Here is a 23,774-nt window from a genome sequence, read left to right as displayed (position 1 = left end):
CGCCGAAGGATGGCGTTCGAAGAAGCCCATCGCCTTTGACGCCGCGCTTTGAGCGGTAGGTGAGCGCACGACCCGGAGCTCCCCGGCGGACCGATCGTCGGGGGCCCCGGTTACGGTGCCCAGTCGCCAACTCACCTGTTTGGGTGAGCACTTGAGGTCATCATGGCCTCCGGCTCCCCGTAGTATGTCTCGGTGACGCAAATCCAGGAACTGGTCCTGAAGATCCATAGCAGATGCAATCTCGCTTGCGATCACTGCTATATGTACGAGCTCGCCGACCAGAGCTGGAAGACGCGACCGGTCGTGATTTCCGAGGAGACGGTCACACAGGTCTCCCTGCGCCTCTCCGCCTATGCGGCGGCACATCGACTCGAATCCGTTGCAGTGATTCTTCACGGCGGCGAACCCCTCCTCGTGGGGCCCGAGCGACTGCGGCGCATCTGCGCGGAAATCACCCGCATCCTGTCCCCCGTCACCACGGTGAACCTCATCATGCACACCAATGGCGTCCTGTTGCGCGGACGGCATCTGGAGGTCCTACGGGAATTCGGTGTCAAGGTCGGTATCTCACTCGACGGCGACGAGGCGGCCAACGACCTTCACCGGCTGGACAGACGTGGGCGCAGCAGTCACGAAAGAGTGCTGAGTGGAATCGAGCGTCTGCGGGCGCCTGAATACCGCCACCTCTTCCAGGGCATCCTGTGCACCGTCGACATCAAGAACGACCCGGTCGCCGTCCACGACGCACTCACGGCTTTACAGCCGCCCCGAATCGACTACCTGCTGCCGCATTCCACCTGGGACAATCCCCCACCGGGATTTTCGGAATCCACTACTCCGTATGCCGACTGGCTGCTGCGCATCTTCGACCGCTGGCTGGAGCAGGGCCGCCCGATGGAGGTGCGCACCTTCGACTCGGTGCTGAGCACCCTGCGCGGCGGCCCCAGCCTCACCGAAGCCATGGGTCTTGCACCGTCCGAACTCGCGGTCGTGGAGACCGACGGTGCCATCGAGCAGGCCGACTCGCTGAAGGCGGCCTATGACGGCGCCCCGGCCACGGGCTACGACGTCTTCCATCACACGTTCGAGGAATTCGCACACCACCCGGGCGTGCGCGCGCGACAGCTCGGCATCGACGGCCTCAGCGACACCTGCCGGCGCTGCCCCGTGGTCGAGTCCTGCGGAGGCGGGCTCTACACCCACCGATACAGCTCCGAACGAGGCTTCGACAACCCCTCCGTCTACTGCGCGGACCTGCGGGCCTTCGTCGACGGCGTCGCAGCACGGATGTACACCCCGGAGCTCTCGCCCGCCGTGTACGACAGCATCGAACTCCGTTTTGAACAGGCAGAGTTGACGCGCGAGCTGCTGAGAGACGCGAACAGCAGGGCCGCAGGCGACACGGACTGGGACAGCGCCTGGCACGTGCTGGCCCGCTTGGACCAGGACGCCGACGCCGGACCCCTGGTGGACCTGGTGCAGTCGCATCCGTACGTCCGCCGTGCGCTGCGTCAGGCCGGGAGCGGCCGCACTCTGTCCGCCTGGCTCGGCCGGCTCACCGCGGCGGCAGCCGTGCGGGCACACGTCGAGGTGACGCTGGCCTGGGACCAGCACGACCGGCAGCTGCACCTGCCGACACTGGGCACGCTCCGCCTGCCCGGCCCCGGCCGGGTCGAGGTCACCACATGTCCGGACGGCATGCGGGTACGCCACCCGGGTGGAACGGAGCAGGTACGCACCGCCACCACCGAACATCCTCTGTGGCGCCCTCTGCACTCCGTCGACGGCGGGCCGCTGCTGGACGACGCCGACCCGTTCCGGGACGCCTTCCCCGCCGCAGTCCACGCGCCGCTGACCTCCGATGAACGCGAGCTCTTCGGCAAGCGCATCCGCCGGGCCCACGACCTCCTGGACGAGCGTCTGCCCGCATGGCGCAGCGACCCGCAGACGCTCCTGCCACGGGTGGTGACGCCGCTGGCGAGGGGCGCGGGCGTCCAGCTCGGCGGTTACGCCCCCGGCGCCGTGGGAGTCGCCGTGGACGCCGAGCCGGAAGACATCGCGCAGCAACTGCCGCGCCTCGGTCGGCGGGCCCGGTACACGGCCCTGCGGGAGACCACGGACCTCGCAGTGCCCGGTCGCCCGACCGCCCGGCTGCTCCTGGAGGCCGCCGAGGCTCTCGCCGACGCCTCCGCCCCGGACCTGGTCGACCGGCCTGACACCGCCGTCAGGGAGATCGCGCTGAAGGAGGCCCATCGCGCGCTCACCGCACTGGACGCGGAGCCGGAGCGCGACCTCAGCAGGACCGGCGCGGCTCTGGTACGCCAGTGGTGGTCCGAATGGCGCGAATGGACCCGATAGCATGACCGGTTCCCATGAACTCGGCCTGTTTCTGAAGGAGTCGGGTGTCCGCCCGAACGGCGTCCTCATGGTGCACGCTTCACTCGGGGGCAGCGGGCTGCGGGCCACCGCCGTGCGCGACGCCCTGCTCGGTGCGCTGGGTCCGGACGGCACCCTCGTCGTGCCCGCCTTCACACAGGAGAACTCCCGCACCTCACGGGCCTATCGGGCGCTGACAGCCGGCATGACGGAACGGGAGCAGGAGCAGTACCGGGCCTCGATGCCGGCGTTCGATCCGGGCACGACTCCCTGTCCGGCGATGGGAATGCTCGCCGAGTGCGTGCGCACCTCCGCCGGCGCGGTGCGCAGTTCCCACCCGCAGACCTCCTTTGCCGCTCTCGGCCCGCGGGCGGCGGAGCTGCTCGGTGACCACGACCCGCAGTGCCTGCTGGGAGAGCGCTCGCCGCTCGCCCGGCTGTACGACGCCGACGCCCAGATCCTGCTGCTGCGCGTGGGGTTCGAGGTGTGCACCGCGTTCCATCTCGCCGAGTACCGAACGACACCGCCCCGTCCACGGCGCATGTACCACTGTGTGGTCGGCGAGCCGGGGAACTGGGTCTCGTACGAGGACACATCCCTGAACGACTCGGACTTCGCCGCCCTCGGAGCCGGACTTCCCCCGGAGGTGCAGGCCCAGGGCGAACTGGCAGGCAGACGGGTCACCTTGTTCGACATGCGACCCGCCGTCGACTTCGCCTGTTCACGGATGTCTGAATATCGCCACTGAATGACGTGAAACCAATGACACGTACCGCCATGTCGTCGTGCACATTGTTGGTTCTGGCCGGATGACACCGTCGGCGGGGCGCGGGTCATCCACTGGCGGGGGGGCGTGTGAACGGATCCGAGCGGGGTCGCGAGTCGGACAACCGGCCGTATTTCTTTCTGAGTTACGCCCACACGCCGCCCTGGGGATCGGGCGGCGGCGACCCCGACCACTGGGTGCACGTGCTCTTCACGGACCTGTGCGACCACATCATGGCGCTGACCGATCTCCCGGCCGGTACCCCCGCGGGCTTCATGGACCGGGAACTGCGCTCCGGGGACGGCTGGCCGGAGAAGCTCAGCGAGAACCTCGCCACCTGCCGCGTGTTCGTTCCGCTCTTCTCCCCGCGCTACTTCACCAGTGAGATGTGCGGGCGCGAGTGGTTCGCCTTCCACGAGCGGATCCTGCGCGCCCGGGCCGCGGGCGAGGGCGATGTCCCCGCCATCGTCCCGGCCCTGTGGACACGCGTGGACTACGCCCAGCTTCCCGACTCCGTACGGCATATCCACATCGACCACGGCGCCTTCGGGGAACGCTACACAGCGCACGGGATATACGGGCTCATCAAACTCAACCGACTGCGCGACGAGTACGAGGAGATAGTGCTGGGTCTCGCTCAGCGCATCGTGCGGGTCGCCCACGAGTCGCCGCTGCCGCCCAGCAGACCCCGCCCGTACGAGTCCACGCCCAGCGCCTTCAAGCCACGTGGTGAGGGGCCCCGCCACATCCATCTGACCGTGGCCGCCCCCACCCGCGACAGCCTTCCCCAGCACCGCGACGTCCGGCCGTACGGTGAGGACGCCCAGGACTGGAACCCCTACCACTCGGAGAGCACCCGCCCGCTGTCCACCCTCGCCGAAGAGCTGATCCGGTCCCTCGACTACCGCATCACGGTCTCCTCCTTCGACGACGAGGACACCGGCGACACCGACGAGGACGATGTGGCCAAGGCACCGTCGGGACGGCCCGGCATTCTGCTCGTCGACCGATGGGTCCTCACCGACGAGGAACGCCGTCGCAGGCTCGCGGAGTTCGACTCCAAGGCCCGGCCCTGGGTCAACGCCGTCGTCCCCTGGAACAGGTCCGACGTCCAGTGCCACGGCGCGGAGGGACGCAAATTGGCGGAGAAACTGGAGAACACCCTGCCGATGATCCTGGACCGGGGCCGGCGCACCGACTGCCGCATGGCCGTCAACGGCATCCCCAGTCTCAAGGCCTTCACCGACGTGCTCCCGTTGGTCGTGGCGCACACGTTCCGGCAGTACCTCAAGCACGCGACGGCCCATCCACCCGCCGGCCCGCACGTGCCCCGGCCCCGACTCATGGGCCCGACCCACCAGCCGCCCTACCTGGACGCGGGACCCGACAACGGAGGAGAAGCATGACGGCCGCGCACGACGGACGCATCATCACCTTCTACTCGTACAAAGGTGGAACGGGCCGCACGATGGCCCTGGCCAACACCGCGTGGATCCTCGCGGCCAACGGCAAACGCGTCCTGGCCGTCGACTGGGACCTGGAAGCCCCGGGCCTGCACCGCTTCTTCCACCCGTTCCTCGACTCCAACGCGCTCGCGGCCACCACCGGCGTCATCGACATCATCAACGAGTACGCCTGGGCGGCGACCACCGGAGCCCAGCGCTCCGGACCCTGGCACGTGGACTACGCGGACGTCGAGCAGCACGCCATCTCGCTGACGCCGGAGCGACTCGGGCTGCGTTTCGCGGAGGGCGGCTCGCTCGACTTCCTGTCCGCAGGCCGCCAGGACCGCACCTACTCGGCCACCGTCTCCTCGTTCGAGTGGGACAACTTCTACGAACGGCTGGGCGGCGGACTCTTCCTGGACGCGCTGCGCGACAGCATGAAGGCGTCGTACGACTACGTCCTGATCGACAGCCGCACGGGACTGTCGGACAGCGCCGACATCTGCACCATCCAGATGCCGGACGTGCTCGTGGACTGCTTCACCCTCAGCGACCAGTCCATGGACGGCGCCGCCGCCGTGGCCCGCAGCGTCCAGGACGGCTACCGCAAGCGCAGGATCCGGGTGCTTCCCGTCCCGATGCGCATCGACGAGGGCGAGAAGGAGAAGGTCGACGCCGGACGGGCACTGGCCAGGCTCAAGTTCGAGGGGCTGCCCAAGGGACCGGACGACGGCGATCTCAGTCCGGAGGAGCAGACCGCTTACTGGGGCAACATCGAGATCCCCTACCGCCCCTACTACGCCTACGAGGAGACGCTGGCCACGGTCGGCGACGAGAGCGGCCTGGCCAACTCACTGCTCTCCGCCTTCGAACGCCTCACCGCCGTCGTCTCCGAGGGCGAGATCGCGTCCCTGCCGCCGATCCCCGAACCGGTGCGGCTGCGCTGCCGTGACGCGTTCCTGCGGCGGCGGCCCATGACGAGCACGGCGGACGTCGTCATCGCCTACGCGGCGGAGAACCGCATGTGGGCCGACTGGGTCGAGGCCCTGCTGAAGCGGGTCGGCTGCCACGTGACCCTGCACGACACCTCGGCAGGCCCCGTCGAACGCCCGAACCCCGCAACACGCACCGTGGTCCTCCTGTCCAACGCCTTCCAGAAGTCCCGGTACGCCGACGCGGTCTGGCGCGCCCTGACGGAGTCCGACCCGGACACCCCGAGCGGTTCGGTCATCCCGCTCCGCGTCGACGAGGTCCGGCTGCTCACCTCGTACCTCGACCACAACCCGGTCGACCTCCATCGGCTGGACGAGACCCAGTGCGTCGCCGGACTGCTGGGGGCCATCGGCCTGCCGAGCCAGCCGGTCGACGCCGGTACCACCGGCCCGCGCTTCCCGGGCAACACGCCGGCGCACTGGAACGTGCCGCTGCGCAACAGCACGTTCACCGGCCGCAACCTCATCCTCGACCGGGTCCGCGACGACCTCGCCGGCAGCATGTCCGGCGTCGTGCCGCAGCCGCTGGCCCTGTTCGGCCTCGGCGGGGTCGGCAAGACGCAAGTCGCCATCGAGTACGTGCACCGCTTCATGGCCGACTACGACCTGGTGTGGTGGACCTCGGCCGAGCACGAGGACAACGTGGTCGCCTCGCTGGCCGAACTGGGTGCCCGGATCGGCGCGCCCGGCGGCGAGGACATGACACTGGCCGGCCAGGAAGCCGTTCAGATGCTCGCCCGGGGGTTGCCGACCAAACGCTGGATCCTCGTCTTCGACAACGCCGACGACCCGGCGTGGCTCACCCGCTACTTCCCCCAGGGCGGCGGCGGGCACATCCTCGTCACCTCGCGCAACCAGGCCTGGGCGCAACAGGGAACCTCCGTACCCATCGAGGTCTTCCTGCGCGAGGAGAGCGTGGAGCACCTGACGCGCAGGGCCTCCGGGCTGACCACGACCGAAGCCGACCAGGTGGCGAACGCGGTGGGAGACCTGCCGCTGGCGGTGGAGCAGACGGCCGCCTGGCTCGCCGAGACGGCCACGCCGATCGAGGACTACCTGCAGCAGCTGGCCGAACAGACCACCGATGTGCTGGCCCTCAACCAGCCCGCCGACTACTCCCACTCGGTGGCGGCGACATGGAACATCTCCATCGCCCGGCTCGCGGAACGGTCCCCCGCCTCGGTGCGGCTCCTCCAGCTGTGCGCCTTCCTGGCCCCCGAGCCGATCTCCTCGCACCTGCTCTACAGCAAGGAGATGATCGACGCCCTGCGCCCGTACGACTCCTCGCTCCAGGAGAGTCTGCTGCTCGGGCGCATCATCCGGGAGATCGGCCGGTTCGCGCTGGCGAAGGTCGACCAGGTCAGCAACAGCATCCAGGTCCACCGGCTGGTACAGGCGGTGATCCGCTCGCAGCTGTCCGAGGAGGAGCAGCGGGAGGCCCGCCACGTCGTGCACACCGTGCTGGCCGGTGCGCGCCCGGACGGCGACGAACCCATCGACGACCCCGAGACCTGGCCGCGCTTCGCCGTCATCTGGCCTCATCTGACCGCCTCCGACGCCCGCAACTGCACCGACGCCCCGACCCGCCGACTGCTCATCGACCGCGTCCGCTACCTCTGGAAGCGCGGTGACTTCCCCGGCGCGCAGCGCCGTGCCGAGGAACTGCTCGCCCACTGGAAGGACCTGCTCGGCGAGGACGACGTGCAGTACCTGTATCTGCGGTGCCAACTCGCCAGCGTGCTGCGCTCCCAGGGACGTTACGTGGAGGCCCGCGGGATCGACACCGAACTCCTGGAGCGGCAGCGCCGGGTGCTCGGACCCTCGCACCCGCACACGTATGTGACGACCTCCAATCTGGCCAGTGATCTCGCGGCGCTCGGGGAGTACCGGTCGGCGGTGGACCTCGCGCGCGAGGCGCACGAGGGGTTCAGCCAGATCTTCCACGAGTCGCACCGGAGGACCCTGAGCGCCGCCAACAACCTCGCGCTGGCGCTGCGCATGGTCGGCCGCTACAGCGACGCACGCGTTCTGGACCAGGACACCCTCGACCGCCGTATAGAGGTCCTGGGACCGGATCACCCCTACACACTGGCCTCGGCCGAGCGCCTCGGCCGCGACCTGCGTGAGGTCGGCCGCTACTCGGAGTCGGTGGCGCTGCTCTCCCGGACGTACGACGCGCACAAGCGCATCCTGGGCAAGGACTTCCCCGGCACCCTGCGGTGCGCCAAGTCGCTCGCCGTCTCGCTGCGCCGCGCGGGGCAGTTCGAGGACGCGCGGCGGCTCACGACGGCGACCCGCGGCCAGTACCGGGCGCAGTACCCGAAGCCGACCCCGGACTCCCTCGCCTGCGATCTCAACCTCGCCGCCGATCTGTTCGCGGCGGACGAGCGAGAGCCGGCGCGCGAGGTGGCCCGGGAGGCGCTGAGCGAGTACGTCAAGGTGCCGGGAGAGGCCCACCCGTACACGCAGGCCGCGCTCAACAACCTCGGCATCTTCCACTGGGGCTGCGGAGACGTCGCGAAGGCGGAGGAGGTGTTCCAGCAGGTGCTGCCGCGCATGGCGGAAGTCCTGGGGGAACGTCACCCGCACACCCTGTTCTGCGGGATCAACTACGCCAACGTCCTCGCGGACCAGGGCCGCTTCGAAGAGGCCAGGGAACTGGAGGAGAAGGCGATGGCCGCACTCGGCACCGTGCTCGGCCAGCACCATCCGGAGACATTGGCCGTTGTCGCCAACTTCGCCCTGACCCTCGCGGCACTCGGCCGCCCGGACGAGGCCCGCCATCTGCGCGAGGAGACGCTGGCCGAGTTGCGCCGGCTGCTCGGCGACGACAACGGCATCATCCAGGTGGCGTCGGAGGGCCGCCGCATCTACCGCGACCTCGAACCGCTGGCCGTCTGACCGCCGTCGACCCCGGCCCGGGACGCCCCGCCGTCACCACGCGCCGCCACGGGGCGCCCTCGGGCCGGTCGTTCCCGAGGGTCGGACGACGACGTCCTCGATGAGCCAGTCGATCACTTTGGGCAGCGCCCGCAGGGCGGTGAAATGTGCTGCCGTGGGGTCGACGACCGTCCTGGCGCGTGGAATGCGGGCAGCGAGCCAGGACGCGTGGGAGGCGGGGGAGAAGACGTCCTTGGCCGCGTGCCAGAGCAGGACGGGCACGCGGATGTCAGCGGGGTCGAAGCCCCAGGGCCCGGTGAGCGCCAGCACGTCGTCGATCCACCCGTACGGCGAATTCCTCAGCGCTTCCCGGAAGTTGCGCAGCATCATCGAGCGCATCGCGGTGTCCGAGACGATCAAGCGGTCGAGGTCCGTGAGGTCGCGCCGCAACTCCTCGAGCAGCCGGGCCGGATCACGCCGTATCGCCGCCGACCGTGGGATGAGGCGGGCCGCGAACCGCTCCGGGTCGGTGAACGCCGTATGGAACTCGTCCACGTTGTGCGGCGCCATACCCGCGAACCAGTCGAGGCCCTCCGCGTCCCGCGGGGCAAGACCGACGAGCGCTGCCGCGCGCGTCACCCGGTGCGGGAGCAGCGCGGCGCAGGCCAGCGCGTGCGGGGCGCCACCGGAGCGGCCGACCACCGCGAAGTGGTCGAGTTCCAGTGCGTCGGCGACCACCGCCACGTCCTGGACGACGTCCACCACCCGGCGGCCCGGCTTGCGGTCCGAGCCGCCGTAGCCCGGACGGTCATAGCTGATGAGCTGGGCTCCGCGCTGGTACAGGAACATCGACCTGGGCCTGGGCCCCACGCGGCTGCCCGGCATGCCGTGCAGGAGGAACACGGGACATCCGTGCGGGTCCCCCGTGATGTCCACCCGTAATCGACGCCCGTCCGCCGTCCGCACATGGTCAGGCACCGTCGCGCTCCCCTCCCTCGGTCCGTGGACCGGGACGCTGCCAGAAGATTGCCCCAAGTCCCTGACTGCGAAACGAATCAGCAGGTCAGCCGGACCTTGCGAGCGATCGTCCGGGCGGGCCGGAGAAGGGGCCCGAGCGGACGGCCCCGGCGGCGTTCCCCCGACCGGGTACACATCCGGCGAAACGGGCGGCCGAAGCCATCGGGAGCCGTCCCTGGGCCCCAGACTTGTTCGGCGTGACAAGCGGATCCGCTGATCACATCGCTTCTCCACGCGTAGCGTGCGGTGGGGCGGGTGGGACTCGAACCCACGGCCGACGGATTATGAGTCCGCTGCTCTAACCGGCTGAGCTACCGCCCCGTTACGGCGCGTCGCGTACATGTGTGCGCGCCGTCTGCCGCAGCATAGCCGCTCATACGATCTCCTGCTTCGGATGGTCGGCTACACATGACCTTGAGGACTCGACCGAGCGGGCGACGGTTCCTGCGGACATGAAAAAGGACCCCTGTGGGGCCCTCGTTCAGCGCTCCCCCGACTGGACTCGAACCAGTAACCTGCCGGTTAACAGCCGGCTGCTCTGCCAATTGAGCTACGGAGGACCGAGCTCCCCCGACTGGACTCGAACCAGTAACCTGCCGGTTAACAGCCGGCTGCTCTGCCAATTGAGCTACGGAGGAATGCATCGTTGCATCGAACGTACCTACCTGGGTATTCGCCAGGGAGCGCGCGCTCGCTGCGACACATACATTAGCGCAAGCAGGGGGGTGCTCCGCCAATCAGTACTCCCCACGACCGACGCCCACGCAAAGGGACGACGCAGACGCAAGGGAAGGGTGGCCGCCATGCGCTATCGGCTCACGTTCGTCGCCGGGCTGGTTCTGGGCTACGTGCTGGGCACGCGGGCCGGGCGAGAACGGTACGAGCAGCTGAAGAAGTCCGCCCGCCAGGTCGCGCAGAACCCGGCCGTGCGCAACACGGCCGAGACCGCGGCCCACCAGGGACGGGAGATCGCCGGCAAGGCGTTCCACGTCGTGAGCGACAAGGTCGGCGACCGCATGCCCGCCTCGGTCGCGGGCCGGGTCCGCTCGCTTCGTGAACGGAACGCGAACGGCAGCGTCGAGGACGACTGGGGCACCAGCAACACCTGATCGCCCCGGGTCGCAGGCGCCGCCCGGCCGGCCGTCGGCATCCGCCGCGCCGGGCGCGCCGCCCCACTCCTCCCGGCGAGGCGCGCCCGACCCCCTCCGTACGGCAGAATTTCCGCCATGGGGATAGTCGCCGGGTTGGACAGTTCGCCCGATTTCACTCGTATCGTCGTCTGCGACTCGGAAACGGGCGCCGTGCTCAGGCAGGGATACGCACCGCACCCGGTGGAGGGTGACGGCCGTCCCTCCGACGTCGACCCGCAGGCCTGGCTGCTGTCCCTCGGGGAAGCCGCCGGCGGTGGCCTCCTGGAAGGCGTGCAGGCCATCGGCGTGTCGTCGCAGCAGAACGCGCTGGTCCCGCTCGACTCCCAGGGGGCCACGGTGCGGCCCGCGCTGGTCGGTGGCGACAAGCGGGCGCAGGTCGCGGCGGCCGACCTCATCGACGCCCTCGGCGGACGGCAGGCCTGGGCCGAGGCGGTCGGCTGTGTGCCGCAGGCCGCTCGGGCCGTGACCAAATTGCGCTGGCTCGCCAAGGCCGAGCCCGACCATGCGCGGCGCGTCTCCGTACTCCTGCAGGCCCACGACTGGCTCGTGTGGCAGCTGCTCGGCCGGCCTGTGAGAAGGACCACGGATCGCGGCGGCGCCTCGGGGACCGGGTACTGGTCGGCGGCGACCGGCGCCTACCGTCCCGACCTCGTGGAGCTGGCGCTCGGGCACCAGGCCGGGCTGCCCGAGGTGCTGGGGCCGTCCGAGGCGGCGGGGACGACACCGGAGGGGCTGCTGATCTCCGCGGGTACCGGCGAGACGATGGCCGCCGCCCTGGGCCTCGGCATCGGGCTCGGCGACGCGGTCGTCTCGCTCGGTGCCTCCGGATCGGTGATGGCGGTGCACCCGGAAGCACTTGTCGACTCCACCGGGATGATCACCTCACTGGCGGACGCGACGGGCATGCATCTGCCGGTCGTGACCACGCTCAACGCCGTGCGCACCCTGCGCGGCACCGCCGAACTGCTCGGCGTGCCCGACCTGGAGGGCCTGTCCGACCTCGCGATGAAGTCGACGCCGGGCTCGCACGGGCTCGTCCTGCTGCCCTATCTGGAAGGCGAGCGGACCCCGAACCTCCCGCACACCGCGGGCACCCTGGCCGGACTGCGGCGCGAGTCGATGAAGCCCGAGCATCTGGCGCGGGCCGCCTTCGAGGGCATGCTGTGCGGGCTCGCGGACGCGCTGGACGTACTGCGCGGACGCGGTGTCGAGGTGCGCCGGATCTTCCTGCTCGGCGCGGCCGCGGAGCTGTCCGCCGTGCAGGCGGCGGCGCCCGCGCTCTTCGGCGTGCAGGTCGTGGTACCCCAGCCGGCCGACTACGCGGCGATCGGCGCGGCCCGGCAGGCGGCCTGGTCCCTCGGCGTGTCGCAGGGGACCCTGGACCCGCGCACCCCGCCGGTCTGGCAGGGCGCGGTCGCCCAGGTCCTGGACCCGGGCGACGAGCTGGCGGTGGGCCAGGCCGTGCGCCAGCAGTACGTGTCCGTCCGCGAGCAGACGCATCCGGGGGCGTTCCGCTCCTAGGCGGCGCTCCGTCGTACGGCGCGCACGGCGTCGTACCCGCGCGGGTGGGTCCGCTACGCCACCTGCCCCAGCCCCGCTCCGCCCCCGGTCCATGACTGAATCCAGGTCAGTAGTTCAGCCTCCGTTGGATAAATCGGTTGAGGTAACGCGGGTGGAATGTTCGACGATAGGGGGTGGTGCAGCACCGTCTGCCACGCCGTCCGCCGACGACTCCGAGAGATCCCGCGTGCTCATACGACTTCTGAGGGCCCACCTGCGCCCGTACAAAAACCCGATCACCCTGCTGGTGCTGCTGCAGTTGCTGCAGACATGCGCCACGCTCTACCTGCCCACCCTCAACGCGCACATCATCGACAACGGTGTCGTGAAGGGGGACACGGACTACATCCTGACCTTCGGCGGTCTGATGATCGCGGTCTCTCTCGGCCAGGTGCTGTGCAACATGGGCGCCGTCTACTTCGGCGCCCGTACCGCGTCGGCCCTCGGCCGGGACGTGCGGGCCGCCGTCTTCGACCGGGTGCAGTCCTTCTCCTCCCGCGAGGTGGCCCACTTCGGCGCGCCGACGCTGATCACCCGCACCACGAACGACGTGCAGCAGGTGCAGATGCTCGTCCTGCTGTCGTTCACCCTGATGGTGTCGGCGCCGATCATGTGCGTGGGCGGCATCATCCTGGCGCTCGGTCTGGACGTGCCGCTGTCCGGTGTGCTGGTCGCGGTCGTACCGGTGCTCGGCATCTCCGTGACGCTGATCGTGCGCCGGCTGCGGCCGCTGTTCCGCAGTATGCAGGTCCGCCTCGACACGGTGAACCGGGTGCTGCGCGAGCAGATCACCGGTAACCGCGTCATCCGCGCGTTCGTCCGCGACGGCTACGAGAAGGACCGCTTCCGGGGCGCGAACACCGACCTCACGGACGTGTCCCTGAAGACCGGCCGGACGCTTGCGCTGATGTTCCCCATCGTGATGACGGTGGTGAACCTCTCGTCCATCGCGGTGGTCTGGTTCGGCGCGCACCGCATCGACAGCGGCGGCATGCAGATCGGCGATCTGACGGCGTTCCTCGCCTACCTCATGCAGATCGTCATGTCCGTGATGATGGCCACCTTCATGTTCATGATGGTGCCGCGCGCGGAGGTCTGTGCCGAGCGCATCGAGGAGGTGCTCGACACCGAGTCGAGCGTCGTTCCGCCCCTCGCACCCGTGTCCGAGCTGCGGCGTCACGGCCACCTGGAGATCCGCGAAGGCGGGTTCCGCTACCCGGGTGCCGAGGAGCCGGTCCTCAAGGCCGTCGAGCTCGTGGCGCGGCCCGGTGAGATCACCGCCGTCATCGGCTCCACCGGCAGCGGCAAGTCGACCCTGCTCGGCCTGGTGCCCCGCCTCTTCGACGCCACCGAGGGCGAGGTGCTCGTGGACGGCGTGAACGTCCAGGAGATCGACCCGAAGCTGCTGGCGCGGACGGTCGGGCTCGTCCCGCAGAAGCCGTACCTGTTCGCGGGCACGGTCGCCACCAATCTGCGCTACGGCAATCCCGACGCGACCGACGAGGAACTGTGGCACGCGCTGGAGGTGGCGCAGGCCAAGGAGTTCGTGTCGAAACTCGAGAACGGTCTCGACTCCCCCATCGCCCAGGGCGGGACGAACGTCTCGGGCGGCCAGCGGCAGCGCCTCGCGATCGCCCGCACTCTGGTCCAGCACCCGGAGATCTATCTCTTCGACGACTCCTTCTCCGCGCTCGACTACGCGACGGACGCGGCGCTGCGCGCGGCGCTCTCACGGGAGACCGCCGAGGCGACGGTGGTGATCGTCGCCCAGCGGGTGGCGACCATCCGTGACGCCGACCGGATCGTCGTCCTCGACGAGGGCCGGGTCGTCGGCACCGGCCGCCACCACGAGTTGATGGCAGACAACGAGACGTATCGGGAGATCGTGCTCTCCCAGCTCACGGAAGCGGAGGCTGCCTGATGGCCGGGCCCATGGGACGCATGATGGCCGGGGGCAGCCCGGACCAGCGCTCGATGGACTTCAAGGGGTCCGGGAAGCGGCTGCTGTCGCTGTTCAAGCCCGAACGCACCCTCATGATCGCGATGCTGGTCTGCGGTGTGCTGAGCGTGGGGCTGTCCGTGATCGGCCCGAAGATCCTCGGCAGGGCGACCGACCTCGTCTTCGCCGGCATCATCGGCCGGCAGATGCCGGCGGGCATGACCAAGGAGCAGGTCCTCGAGTCCATGCGGAAGCGGGGCGACGGCGGCATCGCCGACATGCTCTCCGGTACGGACTTCACCCCCGGCAAGGGCATCGACTTCGATGCCGTGGGACGGGTCCTGCTGTTCGCCCTTGTCGCCTTCCTGTTCGCCGGCCTGCTGATGGCGGTCTCCACCCGGCTCTCCAACCGGGCCATCAACAAGACCGTCTACCGCATGCGCGAGGAGGTGCAGGCGAAGCTGTCGCGGCTTCCGCTGTCGTACTTCGACAAGCGGCAGCGCGGTGAGGTGCTCAGCCGCGCCACCAACGACATCGACAACATCGGCCAGACGCTGCAGCAGTCGATGGGGCAGCTCATCAACTCGCTGCTGACCATCGTGGGCGTGCTGATCGTGATGTTCTGGGTGTCGTGGCTGCTGGCGCTGGTCGCGCTGGTGACCGTGCCGCTCTCCTTCGTCGTGGCCACGCGGATCGGCAAGCGCTCGCAGCCCCACTTCGTGCAGCAGTGGCGCACGACCGGCGCGCTCAACGCGCACATCGAGGAGATGTACACCGGGCACACGCTCGTGAAGGTGTTCGGACGCCAGGAGGAGTCGGCCAAGTTGTTCGCGGAGCAGAACGAGAAGCTCTACGAGGCCGGATTCAAGGCGCAGTTCAACAGCGGTGTGATGCAGCCGCTGATGATGTTCGTGTCGAACCTGAACTACGTGCTGGTGGCCGTGGTCGGTGGTCTCCGGGTCGCTTCCGGCGCCCTGTCCATCGGTGACGTCCAGGCCTTCATCCAGTACTCGAGGCAGTTCTCCATGCCGCTGACGCAGGTCGCGTCGATGGCGAACCTCGTGCAGTCGGGTGTCGCCTCGGCGGAGCGGATCTTCGAGCTGCTGGACGCGGAGGAGCAGGGCGCCGACCCCGAGGAGGGACTGCGGCCGCAGGAACTGCGCGGCCGGGTCGCGCTGGAGGGCGTGTCGTTCCGGTACGACCCCGAGAAGCCGCTCATCGAGGACCTGTCGCTGAAGGTCGAGCCGGGGCACACGGTCGCGATCGTCGGCCCGACGGGCGCCGGGAAGACCACACTGGTCAACCTGCTGATGCGGTTCTACGAGGTCAGCGGCGGACGGATCACGCTCGACGGGGTCGACATCGCGAAGATGTCCCGGGACGAGCTGCGGGCCTCGATCGGGATGGTGCTCCAGGACACCTGGCTGTTCGGGGGCACGATCGCGGAGAACATCGCCTACGGTGCCGCGCGCGAGGTCACGCGCGGGGAGATCGAGGAGGCGGCGCGCGCGGCGCACGCGGACCGGTTCGTCCGCACGCTGCCGGACGGCTACGACACCGTGATCGACGACGAGGGCACCGGGGTCAGCGCGGGTGAGAAGCAGCTCATCACGATCGCGCGCGCCTTCCTGTCCGACCCGGTGATCCTGGTGCTGGACGAGGCGACGAGTTCGGTGGACACCCGGACGGAGGTCCTGATCCAGAAGGCGATGGCGAAACTGGCGCACGGACGGACGTCCTTCGTCATCGCGCACCGGCTGTCCACGATCCGGGACGCGGACACGATCCTCGTGATGGAGAACGGCTCCATCGTCGAACAGGGCTCGCACAGCGAGCTGCTGGCCGCCGACGGTGCCTACGCGCGGCTGTACAGGGCGCAGTTCGCCCAGGCGGTGGCCGAGGTCGACTGATTCCGGGGGGACCGCCCCGTGCGGGCGGTCCCCTTTCAGTCCAGGTAGCCCCTCAACTGGTCGGCGAAGGCGTGGTCGCGCAGCTTGTTCAGGGTCTTCGACTCGATCTGGCGGATCCGCTCACGGGTCACGCCGAAGATGCGGCCGATCTCCTCCAGCGTGCGGGGGCGGCCGTCGGCCAGCCCGTAGCGCAGCTGCACGACCTTCCGCTCCCGTTCGCCGAGGGTGGAGAGGACCGCGTCCAGGTGCTCCCTGAGCAGCAGGAACGCGGCGGACTCGACCGGGCTCGCCGCGTCGCCGTCCTCGATGAGGTCACCGAGGGCCACATCGTCCTCCTCGCCCACGGGCGCGTGCAGCGAGACGGGCTCCTGGGCGAGCCTCAGCACCTCGGTGACCCGCTCGCCCGGCAGTTCGAGGTGGGCGGCCACCTCCTCCGGCGTCGGCTCGTAGCCGCGCTCCTGGAGCATGCGGCGCTGGACCCGGATGACCCGGTTGATGAGCTCGACGACATGGACCGGGACGCGGATGGTGCGGGCCTGGTCGGCCAGGGCGCGGGACATCGCCTGGCGGATCCACCAGGTCGCGTACGTCGAGAACTTGTACCCGCGGGCGTAGTCGAACTTCTCGACGGCCCTGATCAGCCCGAGGTTGCCCTCCTGGACGAGGTCGAGCATGGTCAGCCCGCGGCCGACGTAGCGCTTGGCGACCGAGACGACGAGCCTCAGGTTGGCCTCGATGAGCCGGCGCTTGGCGACCCGGCCCATGACCACGAGCCGGTCGAGGTCCAGGGCGAGTTCGCTGTCCAGGTCGGGGGTGTTGCCGAGCTTCTCCTCGGCGAACAGACCGGCTTCCACGCGGCGGGCGAGCTCGACCTCCTCCGCGGCCGTGAGCAGCGGGATGCGGCCGATCTCGCGCAGGTACTGACGGAACAGGTCCGAGGAGGGCCCGCTGGTGTCGGCGCGGCCGCGGAGCGGTTCGGCGGGCTCGGGCGCCTCGGAGACCTCACCGGCGGGCGGCTCCTCGCTCTCGGGCGGTTCCTGCGGCTCTGCCTCCGTCTCGGGGTGGTGCGCGGGCCGGGTCTGCGGAGGGACCCCCGCGAGGACGTCGGTCTCCGCATCCGGCTCGTCCGTACGGATGTCGGTCTGTGTGAGGGTCTGGGTCTGCACGGGGGCGACCTCCAGGAATGTCGCTGCTGAGGCATGCGGCAGCGGTACGTCGGGGATACGGCCGGTGGTCCGCCCGCCGGCCGTCCCGTAGTCGTTGAGCGGAATCGCGGGGGTGTCGGACCCGCCATGGGCGGGTCGGCCGCGCTCCGGGGACTCAGGCACCGCACCCCAGTGTGGGGTACGACACATCTCTGCCACGAGGGGCGTGCGGCCACTTTTTGAGTCCGGTGCGTGACCGGCCGGTTACTCAGATCGTTTGACCATCACACCGGACGACCGGGAGCATCGGGGAAGGACCGATCGGGCACGATGGGGAACATGAGCGAGAACGAGGGCTGCGGCGTCGTCTCGAGGCACTCGAGACACTCGAGGCGCGCGTGGACGAGGTCGTGGAACAGCAGGCCACGACGAGTGACCTCGCCGTCGGATCCGATCGGGACGTCGCCGCGCTCCAGGAACAGCGGCGCGCCGAGATGCAGTTGATCCGGGCCCTGCGGGACACCCGGCAGGGCAGGACGTTGCAGCAGCACGGCGAGCTGATGGGAGCCCTCGTGGCCGGTCAGGTCGAGCACGGTCGGGTCCTCGCCGGTCACGGCACGATGATGCGGTCCCCGGCCGCAGGTCGGTCCGCGATCCTTGGCCGCCTCGGGATCACCGCGCCCGAGTCGGCCCCGGCGGACCACGGACTCCGCGCGGCGGCGCTCACAGCGCCGCCGCCCCGCGTTCCCGCAGCGCCTGGTCGTACTGCTGGAGCACCCACAGTTCGTTCTGTACGGCGGACAGATGAGCCGGGTCCGCGTAGGCGCCCAGGCGGGTCAGGGTGCTCTGGACGTCGCGGACGCGGCGTTCCACGGCGCGGCGGCGGACCGTGACCAACTGGGCGCCCGCGTAGGTCTCGTCCACCTCCTTGCGGAGCATGATCGCCTCGACCGCCAGTTCCGTCACCATGGCGCGCACCGTGTCGTCGGGGGCCGCCTCGCGCACGCGGATCAGGTACTCCTGCGGGTCCTGCGCGCCGTACTCCGCGCCGCCGGCCTCCAGGATCGCCTCGCGGACCGCCACGTACGGCTGCGCGGTGAACTCGTCGGCCCCGTACGCGTCGAATGCCGGAGAGACCAGCTCCGGCCTCTGCAGCGCGAGTTTGAGCAGCTCGCGCTCGGTCGCGTAGACCGGGTTGCGGAGGTTCAGCGCCGGGCCCGTGGCGGCCGGGCGGGAGACCGCCTGGTAGGACTGCGGGGCACGGTGCCCGGCCGGCGCCGGTCCCCGACCGCCCCGGTCACGCGCCCAACGGGCGAGCTGCGCCACCCGCTTGACCACGAACTGCGTGTCGAGGATGCCGAGCATGCCCGCGAGCTGCACCGCGACCTCGTGCTGGGCACCGCTGTTCTTGATGCGGGCGACGACCGGCGCGGCCTCGTCCAGCGCGGCGGCGCGCCCGGCCGGGGTCTCCAGGTCGTAGCGGCCGAGGATCTGGCGGAGCGCGAACTCGAACAGCGGTGTCCGGGGTTGGACCAGGTCGGCGACCGCGTCGTCGCCCTTGGCCAGACGCAGCTCGCAGGGGTCCATGCCGTCCGGTGCGATCGCGATGTACGTCTCGGCGGCGAACTTCTGGTCGTCCTCGAAGGCGCGCAGGGCGGCCTTCTGGCCGGCCGCGTCACCGTCGAAGGTGAAGATCACCCGCGCCGAGCCGTTGTCCATCAGCAGCCGGCGCAGGATCTTGATGTGCTCGCCGCCGAAAGCCGTGCCGCAGGTGGCGATGGCGGTGGTGACACCGGCGAGGTGGCAGGCCATGACGTCGGTGTAGCCCTCGACGACGACCGCCCGGCTCGACTTCGCGATCTCCTTCTTCGCCAGGTCGATGCCGTACAGGACCTGTGACTTCCGGTAGATCGCCGTGTCGGGGGTGTTCAGGTACTTGGGCCCGTTGTCGGCCTCGTACAGCTTTCGCGCGCCGAAGCCGACCACGTCCCCGCCGATGTCGCGGATCGGCCACATCAGCCGGCCGCGGAACCGGTCGATGGGCCCGCGCCGGCCCTCCTGGGACAGTCCCGACAGGAGCAGTTCCTTGTCGCTGAAACCCTTGCCCCGCAGGTAGCGGGTGAGGTGGTCCCAGCCCTGCGGGCTGTAGCCGACGCCGAAGTGGACCGCGGCGGCCTGGTCGAAGCCCCGCTCGGCCAGGAACGCCCGCCCCGCCTCGGCCTCGGGGCCGGCGTCGAGCTGCTCGGCGTACCACTGGGCGGCCAGCTGGTGGGCCTCGACGAGGCGGATGCGCTCGCCGCGCTGGTGGGTCGGGTTGTACCCGCCCTCCTCGTACCGCAGCGTGATGCCCGCGCGGGCCGCGAGGCGCTCGACCGCCTCGGAGAAGGAGAGGTGGTCGACCTTCATCACGAACGTGATGGTGTCGCCGCCCTCCTGGCAGCCGAAGCAGTGGAACAGGCCCTTGCTCGGGCTGACCTGGAAGGACGGGGACTTCTCGTCGTGGAACGGGCACAGGCCCTTGAGGTTGCCGCCGCCCGCGTTGCGCAGCTGGAGGTACTCGGACACGACGGCGTCGATCGGGACCGCGTCCCGTACCGCCTTCACGTCCTCGTCGTTGATCCGTCCTGCCACGAGGTGAGTCTACGGGGCAGAACCGACACTCCCGGGGCGGGACGGCCGGCCCCCGCCGGGGCCGGCCCGCCGCGCGGGAGCCGGGTGACGCACTGCCCCGGGGGGATCACGGCATGCGGGCCGCGGACGGCGGCCTTCGGGTCACGGGACCAGGCTCTCCAGCGGCACACCCGGGTCCGCCAGCGCCTCCTGGTCCACGACGGACCTCGAACGGATCAGGTCCTGAATTCGCTCTGTGACGTCCCACACGTTGACGTTCATCCCCGCCAGCACCCTCCCCTCCTTCAGCCAGAAGGCGATGAAGTTCCGCTTCCCGGCGTCGCCCCGGATCACCACCTCGTCGTACGACCCGGCCGGCGCCCATCCGGAGTACTCCATCCCGAGGTCGTACTGGTCGGAGAAGAAGTAGGGCAGCCGGTCGTACGTCACCTCGCGCCCGAGCATCGCGCGGGCCGCCGCCGGACCGCCGTTCAGTGCGTTCGCCCAGTGCTCCACGCGCAGCCGGGTACCGAAGAGGGGGTGGTGGAGGGAGGCGATGTCGCCGGTGGCGTAGATGTCGGGGTCGGAGGTGCGCAGCTGCTGGTCCACCACCACGCCCCCGCCCTGCGCGCGGTCGGCGATCTCCAGGCCGGCCGCCTCGGCGAGCCCGATGCGCGGCGCGGCGCCGATCGCCGCGAGCACGTCGTGCGCGGGGTGCTCCTCACCGTCGTCGGTGCGGGCGGCCAGCACCATGCCGTCCTGGCCGACGATCTCGGTGAGCCGCACGCCGAAGCGGAAGCGGACACCGTGCTCGCGGTGCAGTTCGGCGAAGATGTTGCCCAGCTCGGGGCCGAGAACCGTGTGCAGCGGGGTCGGCCCGTGCTCGACGACGGTGACCTCGGCGCCGTACTCACGGGCCGCCGCGGCGACCTCCAGGCCGATCCAGCCGGCACCCGCGATCACGAGATGGCCGTTGTCGCGGCCCAGCGTGGTGAGGACGCCCTTGAGACGCTCGGCGTGGGCGAGGCGCCGCAGATGGTGCACACCGGCGAGGTCCGTGCCCGGGATGTCGAGACGCCGGGGCTCGGCGCCGGTCGCGAGCAGCAGCTTGTCGTAGTGCACGAGGGTGCCGTCGTCGCCGAGACGGACCGTCTTGGCGGCGCGGTCGACCACGTCGACGGTCTGACCGAGATGCAGTTCGATGTCGTTGCGCGCGTACCAGGCGGGCTCGTGGACGAAGACGCTGTCGCGCTCCTCCTTGCCGAGCAGATAGCCCTTGGAGAGGGGCGGCCGCTCATAGGGGTGGTCCCGTTCGTCGCAGATCAGTATCACGCGGCCGGTGAAGCCCTCCGCGCGGAGTGTCTCGGCCGCCTTCGCACCGGCAAGACCTCCACCGACGATGACGAATGTCTGATCCGCGTCGACCACTTGATGCCTCCTCTTAATGATGTCGCCATATGCGAGCGTCCCGCACGCAGCGTGCAGCGGGAAGGGGGAGTGGCCCGATCAGGCCACTCCCGGTCACGTCCGGCTCAGGTGCGCCCCGTCAGCCGCTCGTGCAGGGACCGCGCCGAAGCGTCCGTGAGCGAGGCGATCTGGTCCACGATGACCCTTTTGCGCGCCCGGTCGTCGGGCGCCTCCTGGAACAGCGCCCGGAACTGCGGATCGAGCCCGTCGGGTGCCCGCCCGGTCAGGGCCGCGGCCAGCTCCGCGACCACGACGCGCTGGTCGGCGCGCAGCCGCTCCTGCTCGGCGCGCTGCATCACGTACAGGTCGGCGACCGCCTTCAGGACCGCGCACTCCATGCGGGCGTCCGCGGGGACGACGAGCTCGGCGGCGTACCGGGTGAGACGCCCGCTGCCGTACGCCGACCGGGTGGCGCCCTCCGCGGCCAGGCAGAAGCGGCCGATGAGCTGACTGGTGGCGTCCTTCAGACGGGCCTGGGCAACGGCGGATCCGTCGTAGCCGCGCGGCCACCACTCCTGGGCGAGAAGCCGGTCGAGGGCCTCCGCCAGCTCCTCGGGGTCGGTGTCCGCGGGCACGTACCGCCCGCGGGCGACGGCGAAGACGGCCGCACGCTCGGGTGCGGCGTGCAGACAGCCCGGGTCGATGTGCCCGGCGTGCAGGCCGTCCTCGAAGTCGTGCACCGAGTAGGCCACGTCGTCGGACCAGTCCATGACCTGGGCCTCGAAGCAGGTGCGGTGGCCCGGGGCGTCCTTGCGGACCCAGTCGAAGACGGGGCGGTCGTCCTCGTAGACCCCGAACTTCCGGGACGTCGGGTCGATGGGGTGGGCGCCGCGCGGCCAGGGGTACTTGGTGGCGGCGTCGAGGGCGGCACGTGTGAGGTTCAGGCCCACACTGACGAAGTCGCCGGTGTCCTCGCTCCGTACGAACCGCTTGGGCTCGATGCGGGTGAGCAGGCGCAGGGACTGGGCGTTGCCCTCGAAGCCGCCGCAGTCCCGCGCGAACTCGTTCAGTGCCTGTTCGCCGTTGTGTCCGAACGGCGGGTGGCCCAGATCGTGGGAGAGGCAGGCGGCCTCGACGAGGTCGGGGTCGCAGCCGAGGGCGGCGCCCAGCTCCCGACCGACCTGGGCGCACTCCAGCGAGTGGGTGAGCCGGGTGCGGGGGCTGGCGTCCCAGGTCTCGACGGGGGTCCCCCCTGGACGGGCGGAACCGAGGACCTGGGGGATCGTGCCGGGCGTGACGACCTGGGTCTTGCCCGCCAGACGGCGCAGTGCGGCCGAGTGCAGCACCCGCGCGCGGTCACGCTGGAAGGCGGTGCGGCCCGGGCGCTTGTCGGGTTCGGGCGCCCAGCGCTCGGCCGCCGCGGAGTCGTACGCCGAGCCGGCCGAGCCGTTCTCGTACCGCGCGGAAGTCTCGCAGGCCTTCGGTGCAGTGCCGTCCATGACCCGACAGTAAACGCACCGGGCGACAATCGGGATCCGGGCGTCCGTCTCCCGCCGGGCCGTTTCGCGCCGTGGAGGCGGTCGTTCAGGCGGAGGTCAGCGCGTGTTCGGCGGCGGCTTCCGGGGCCGCGAGGGTCTGCGCGTAGCGGTGCAGGACAAGGCGGGCCATCGCCGGATGGGCGCCGAGCGGGGCCGCGGCGATCCCGGGGGCGGCCCCGGCGCACTCCCCGGCGAAGCGGCCGGGCGCGGCGAAGTAGGAGGCGACGGCGATCCGGTGGCGTCCGCGGGCGGTGAGCGCGCGCACCGCGCCGGCGACGGTGGGCGTGGCGGCGGAGGCGTAGGCGGGGACGACCGGGACACCGAGGCGTTCGGCGAGCAGCTGCGCGGTGCGCCGGGTGTCGGTGGCGGAGTCGGGGTCGCGGGAGCCGGCGGCCGCGAGCACGACGGCGCTCGCCCGGCGCTGGGCGTCACTGAGCGTCGTGCGCCAGCCCGCCTCCACCAGCCGGGCGTAGAGGGTCTCCACGAGGAGGGGGTGCGGGCCGAGCGGGGCGGCGACGCGGGTGTCCGCCCGCGCCGCGGCGGCGGCTTCGGGGATGTCCCGCTTGACGTGCTGGCCGCGGCCGAGCAGCAGGGGTACGAGGACGGCGCGGCCGTCGCCGAGCGAGGCGAGTGTGTCGGGCAGCAGCGGCTCGTTCAGCTCGATGTGGCCGAGGCGCACCGGCAGCAGGGGGCGCAGTTCGCGGACGCGCTCGACCAGGGTGCGCACGGTCGACAGGGCGCGCGGGTCACGGCTGCCGTGCGCCACGAGGACGAGCGCGGGCGGGGCCGGTCGACGGGTGCCGTCGAGGGACACGAGGCCGAGCCGGCTGCCGAGTTGACTGCCGATCCGGTTCATGAGCTGCGCCGCACTGTCGAGGTGTGCGTCACCGGGCGGCAGCCCGCCGGGGCGGGCGTGGGACTCGTCGCGAGAAGGGTTCGACGCCGTCATGGAGCGATACTGGCGGGGGGAGGTTGCCGCCCCGTTGCACGGCCATGACCGGGTTGTTTTCCGGGGTTTCACAGCATGGGGACCTGTGG

General features: G+C 70.5%; 15 protein-coding genes and 3 tRNA genes. 8 read left to right on the top strand and 10 right to left on the bottom strand.

Translation table 11 applies throughout. The features are described 5' to 3' along the window. Positions 1–192: 192 nt before the first annotated feature. From fxsBH to fxsT, 4 genes are all read left to right on the top strand, one after another. Positions 193–2,358, top strand: a complete 2,166-nt coding sequence (gene fxsBH / locus ACSHXN_RS27665) for a radical SAM/SPASM protein FxsBH, inactivated beta-hydroxylase extension form (protein WP_438303968.1) — start codon at positions 193–195, stop codon at positions 2,356–2,358. Position 2,359: 1 nt separating this feature from the next. After that, positions 2,360–3,124 (top strand): AAC(3) family N-acetyltransferase, encoded by a 765-nt coding sequence (locus ACSHXN_RS27660; protein WP_356113068.1) that lies wholly within the window; start codon positions 2,360–2,362, stop codon positions 3,122–3,124. A gap of 107 nt (positions 3,125–3,231) precedes the next feature. Next, the gene (locus ACSHXN_RS27655; RefSeq protein ID WP_355135028.1) at positions 3,232–4,548 is read left to right on the top strand and encodes a TIR-like protein FxsC; all 1,317 of its coding nucleotides are present in this window, start codon (positions 3,232–3,234) and stop codon (positions 4,546–4,548) included. After that, positions 4,545–8,480 carry an FxSxx-COOH system tetratricopeptide repeat protein gene (gene fxsT, locus ACSHXN_RS27650; protein ID WP_355135030.1) on the top strand — a complete coding sequence of 1,312 codons (3,936 nt, stop codon included), beginning with the start codon at positions 4,545–4,547 and terminating at the stop codon, positions 8,478–8,480. Before ACSHXN_RS27655 ends, fxsT begins: the two co-directional genes overlap by 4 nt. A 33-nt stretch (positions 8,481–8,513) precedes the next feature. On the opposite strand, the gene ACSHXN_RS27645 is transcribed toward fxsT, so the two are convergent. From ACSHXN_RS27645 to ACSHXN_RS27630, 4 genes are all read right to left on the bottom strand, one after another. Beyond that, entirely contained in the window at positions 8,514–9,437 is a 924-nt protein-coding gene (locus ACSHXN_RS27645; RefSeq protein ID WP_355135032.1) for an alpha/beta fold hydrolase, read from the bottom strand. Positions 9,438–9,723: 286 nt separating this feature from the next. Then, a tRNA-Ile gene (locus tag ACSHXN_RS27640) sits at positions 9,724–9,797 on the bottom strand. Between the two features lie 166 nt (positions 9,798–9,963). Continuing rightward, positions 9,964–10,036 (bottom strand) — tRNA-Asn (locus tag ACSHXN_RS27635). 5 nt (positions 10,037–10,041) lie between these two features. After that, positions 10,042–10,114 (bottom strand) — tRNA-Asn (locus ACSHXN_RS27630). Between the two features lie 165 nt (positions 10,115–10,279). Here ACSHXN_RS27630 and ACSHXN_RS27625 point away from each other — a divergent pair. The 4 genes from ACSHXN_RS27625 (at position 10,280) to ACSHXN_RS27610 (ending at position 16,036) form a co-directional block, all read left to right on the top strand. Next, the gene (locus ACSHXN_RS27625) at positions 10,280–10,585 is read left to right on the top strand and encodes a YtxH domain-containing protein (protein ID WP_355135034.1); all 306 of its coding nucleotides are present in this window, start codon (positions 10,280–10,282) and stop codon (positions 10,583–10,585) included. A 117-nt stretch (positions 10,586–10,702) separates the two neighbouring features. Then, complete coding sequence (locus tag ACSHXN_RS27620; RefSeq protein WP_355135036.1) at positions 10,703–12,148, top strand: FGGY family carbohydrate kinase; 1,446 nt, start codon at positions 10,703–10,705, stop codon at positions 12,146–12,148. A 226-nt stretch (positions 12,149–12,374) separates the two neighbouring features. Beyond that, positions 12,375–14,108, top strand: coding sequence for an ABC transporter ATP-binding protein (locus ACSHXN_RS27615; RefSeq protein ID WP_355135038.1), 1,734 nt, complete (start codon positions 12,375–12,377; stop codon positions 14,106–14,108). After that, positions 14,108–16,036, top strand: coding sequence for an ABC transporter ATP-binding protein (locus ACSHXN_RS27610; protein WP_356113063.1), 1,929 nt, complete (start codon positions 14,108–14,110; stop codon positions 16,034–16,036). The genes ACSHXN_RS27615 and ACSHXN_RS27610 overlap by 1 nt, the downstream gene beginning before the upstream one ends. 35 nt (positions 16,037–16,071) lie before the next feature. On the opposite strand, the gene ACSHXN_RS27605 is transcribed toward ACSHXN_RS27610, so the two are convergent. The 6 genes from ACSHXN_RS27605 to ACSHXN_RS27580 form a co-directional block, all read right to left on the bottom strand. Then, entirely contained in the window at positions 16,072–17,364 is a 1,293-nt protein-coding gene (locus tag ACSHXN_RS27605) for an RNA polymerase sigma factor (RefSeq protein ID WP_355135042.1), read from the bottom strand. A 101-nt stretch (positions 17,365–17,465) separates the two neighbouring features. Next, positions 17,466–17,795 carry a hypothetical protein gene (locus tag ACSHXN_RS27600; RefSeq protein ID WP_438303962.1) on the bottom strand — a complete coding sequence of 110 codons (330 nt, stop codon included), beginning with the start codon at positions 17,793–17,795 and terminating at the stop codon, positions 17,466–17,468. A 109-nt stretch (positions 17,796–17,904) separates the two neighbouring features. Then, a complete protein-coding gene (dnaG, locus tag ACSHXN_RS27595; RefSeq protein ID WP_355135046.1) occupies positions 17,905–19,812 on the bottom strand; it encodes a DNA primase in 1,908 nt (635 codons plus the stop codon). A gap of 141 nt (positions 19,813–19,953) precedes the next feature. Further along, positions 19,954–21,219 carry an NAD(P)/FAD-dependent oxidoreductase gene (locus ACSHXN_RS27590; protein ID WP_355135048.1) on the bottom strand — a complete coding sequence of 422 codons (1,266 nt, stop codon included), beginning with the start codon at positions 21,217–21,219 and terminating at the stop codon, positions 19,954–19,956. A gap of 104 nt (positions 21,220–21,323) precedes the next feature. Further along, positions 21,324–22,697 (bottom strand): deoxyguanosinetriphosphate triphosphohydrolase, encoded by a 1,374-nt coding sequence (locus ACSHXN_RS27585; protein WP_355135050.1) that lies wholly within the window; start codon positions 22,695–22,697, stop codon positions 21,324–21,326. An 85-nt stretch (positions 22,698–22,782) separates the two neighbouring features. Further along, positions 22,783–23,685 carry a sirohydrochlorin chelatase gene (locus tag ACSHXN_RS27580; protein ID WP_383353774.1) on the bottom strand — a complete coding sequence of 301 codons (903 nt, stop codon included), beginning with the start codon at positions 23,683–23,685 and terminating at the stop codon, positions 22,783–22,785. Positions 23,686–23,774: the final 89 nt, after the last annotated feature.

Origin of the sequence: Streptomyces sp. HUAS TT11, assembly GCF_051553595.1 — a bacterium.
GTDB lineage: Bacteria > Actinomycetota > Actinomycetes > Streptomycetales > Streptomycetaceae > Streptomyces.
This window is presented reverse-complemented; position numbering and strand designations above follow the sequence as displayed.

Bases quoted from the DNA above. Each gene is read 5' to 3' on its own strand.
- ACSHXN_RS27660 (WP_356113068.1), top strand. From the start codon at position 2,360: ATGACCGGTTCCCATGAACTCGGCCTGTTTCTGAAGGAGTCGGGTGTC.
- fxsT (WP_355135030.1), top strand. From the start codon at position 4,545: ATGACGGCCGCGCACGACGGACGCATCATCACCTTCTACTCGTACAAA.
- ACSHXN_RS27625 (WP_355135034.1), top strand. From the start codon at position 10,280: ATGCGCTATCGGCTCACGTTCGTCGCCGGGCTGGTTCTGGGCTACGTG.
- ACSHXN_RS27620 (WP_355135036.1), top strand. From the start codon at position 10,703: ATGGGGATAGTCGCCGGGTTGGACAGTTCGCCCGATTTCACTCGTATC.
- ACSHXN_RS27610 (WP_356113063.1), top strand. From the start codon at position 14,108: ATGGCCGGGCCCATGGGACGCATGATGGCCGGGGGCAGCCCGGACCAG.
- ACSHXN_RS27585 (WP_355135050.1), bottom strand. From the start codon at position 22,697: ATGGACGGCACTGCACCGAAGGCCTGCGAGACTTCCGCGCGGTACGAG.
- ACSHXN_RS27580 (WP_383353774.1), bottom strand. From the start codon at position 23,685: ATGACGGCGTCGAACCCTTCTCGCGACGAGTCCCACGCCCGCCCCGGC.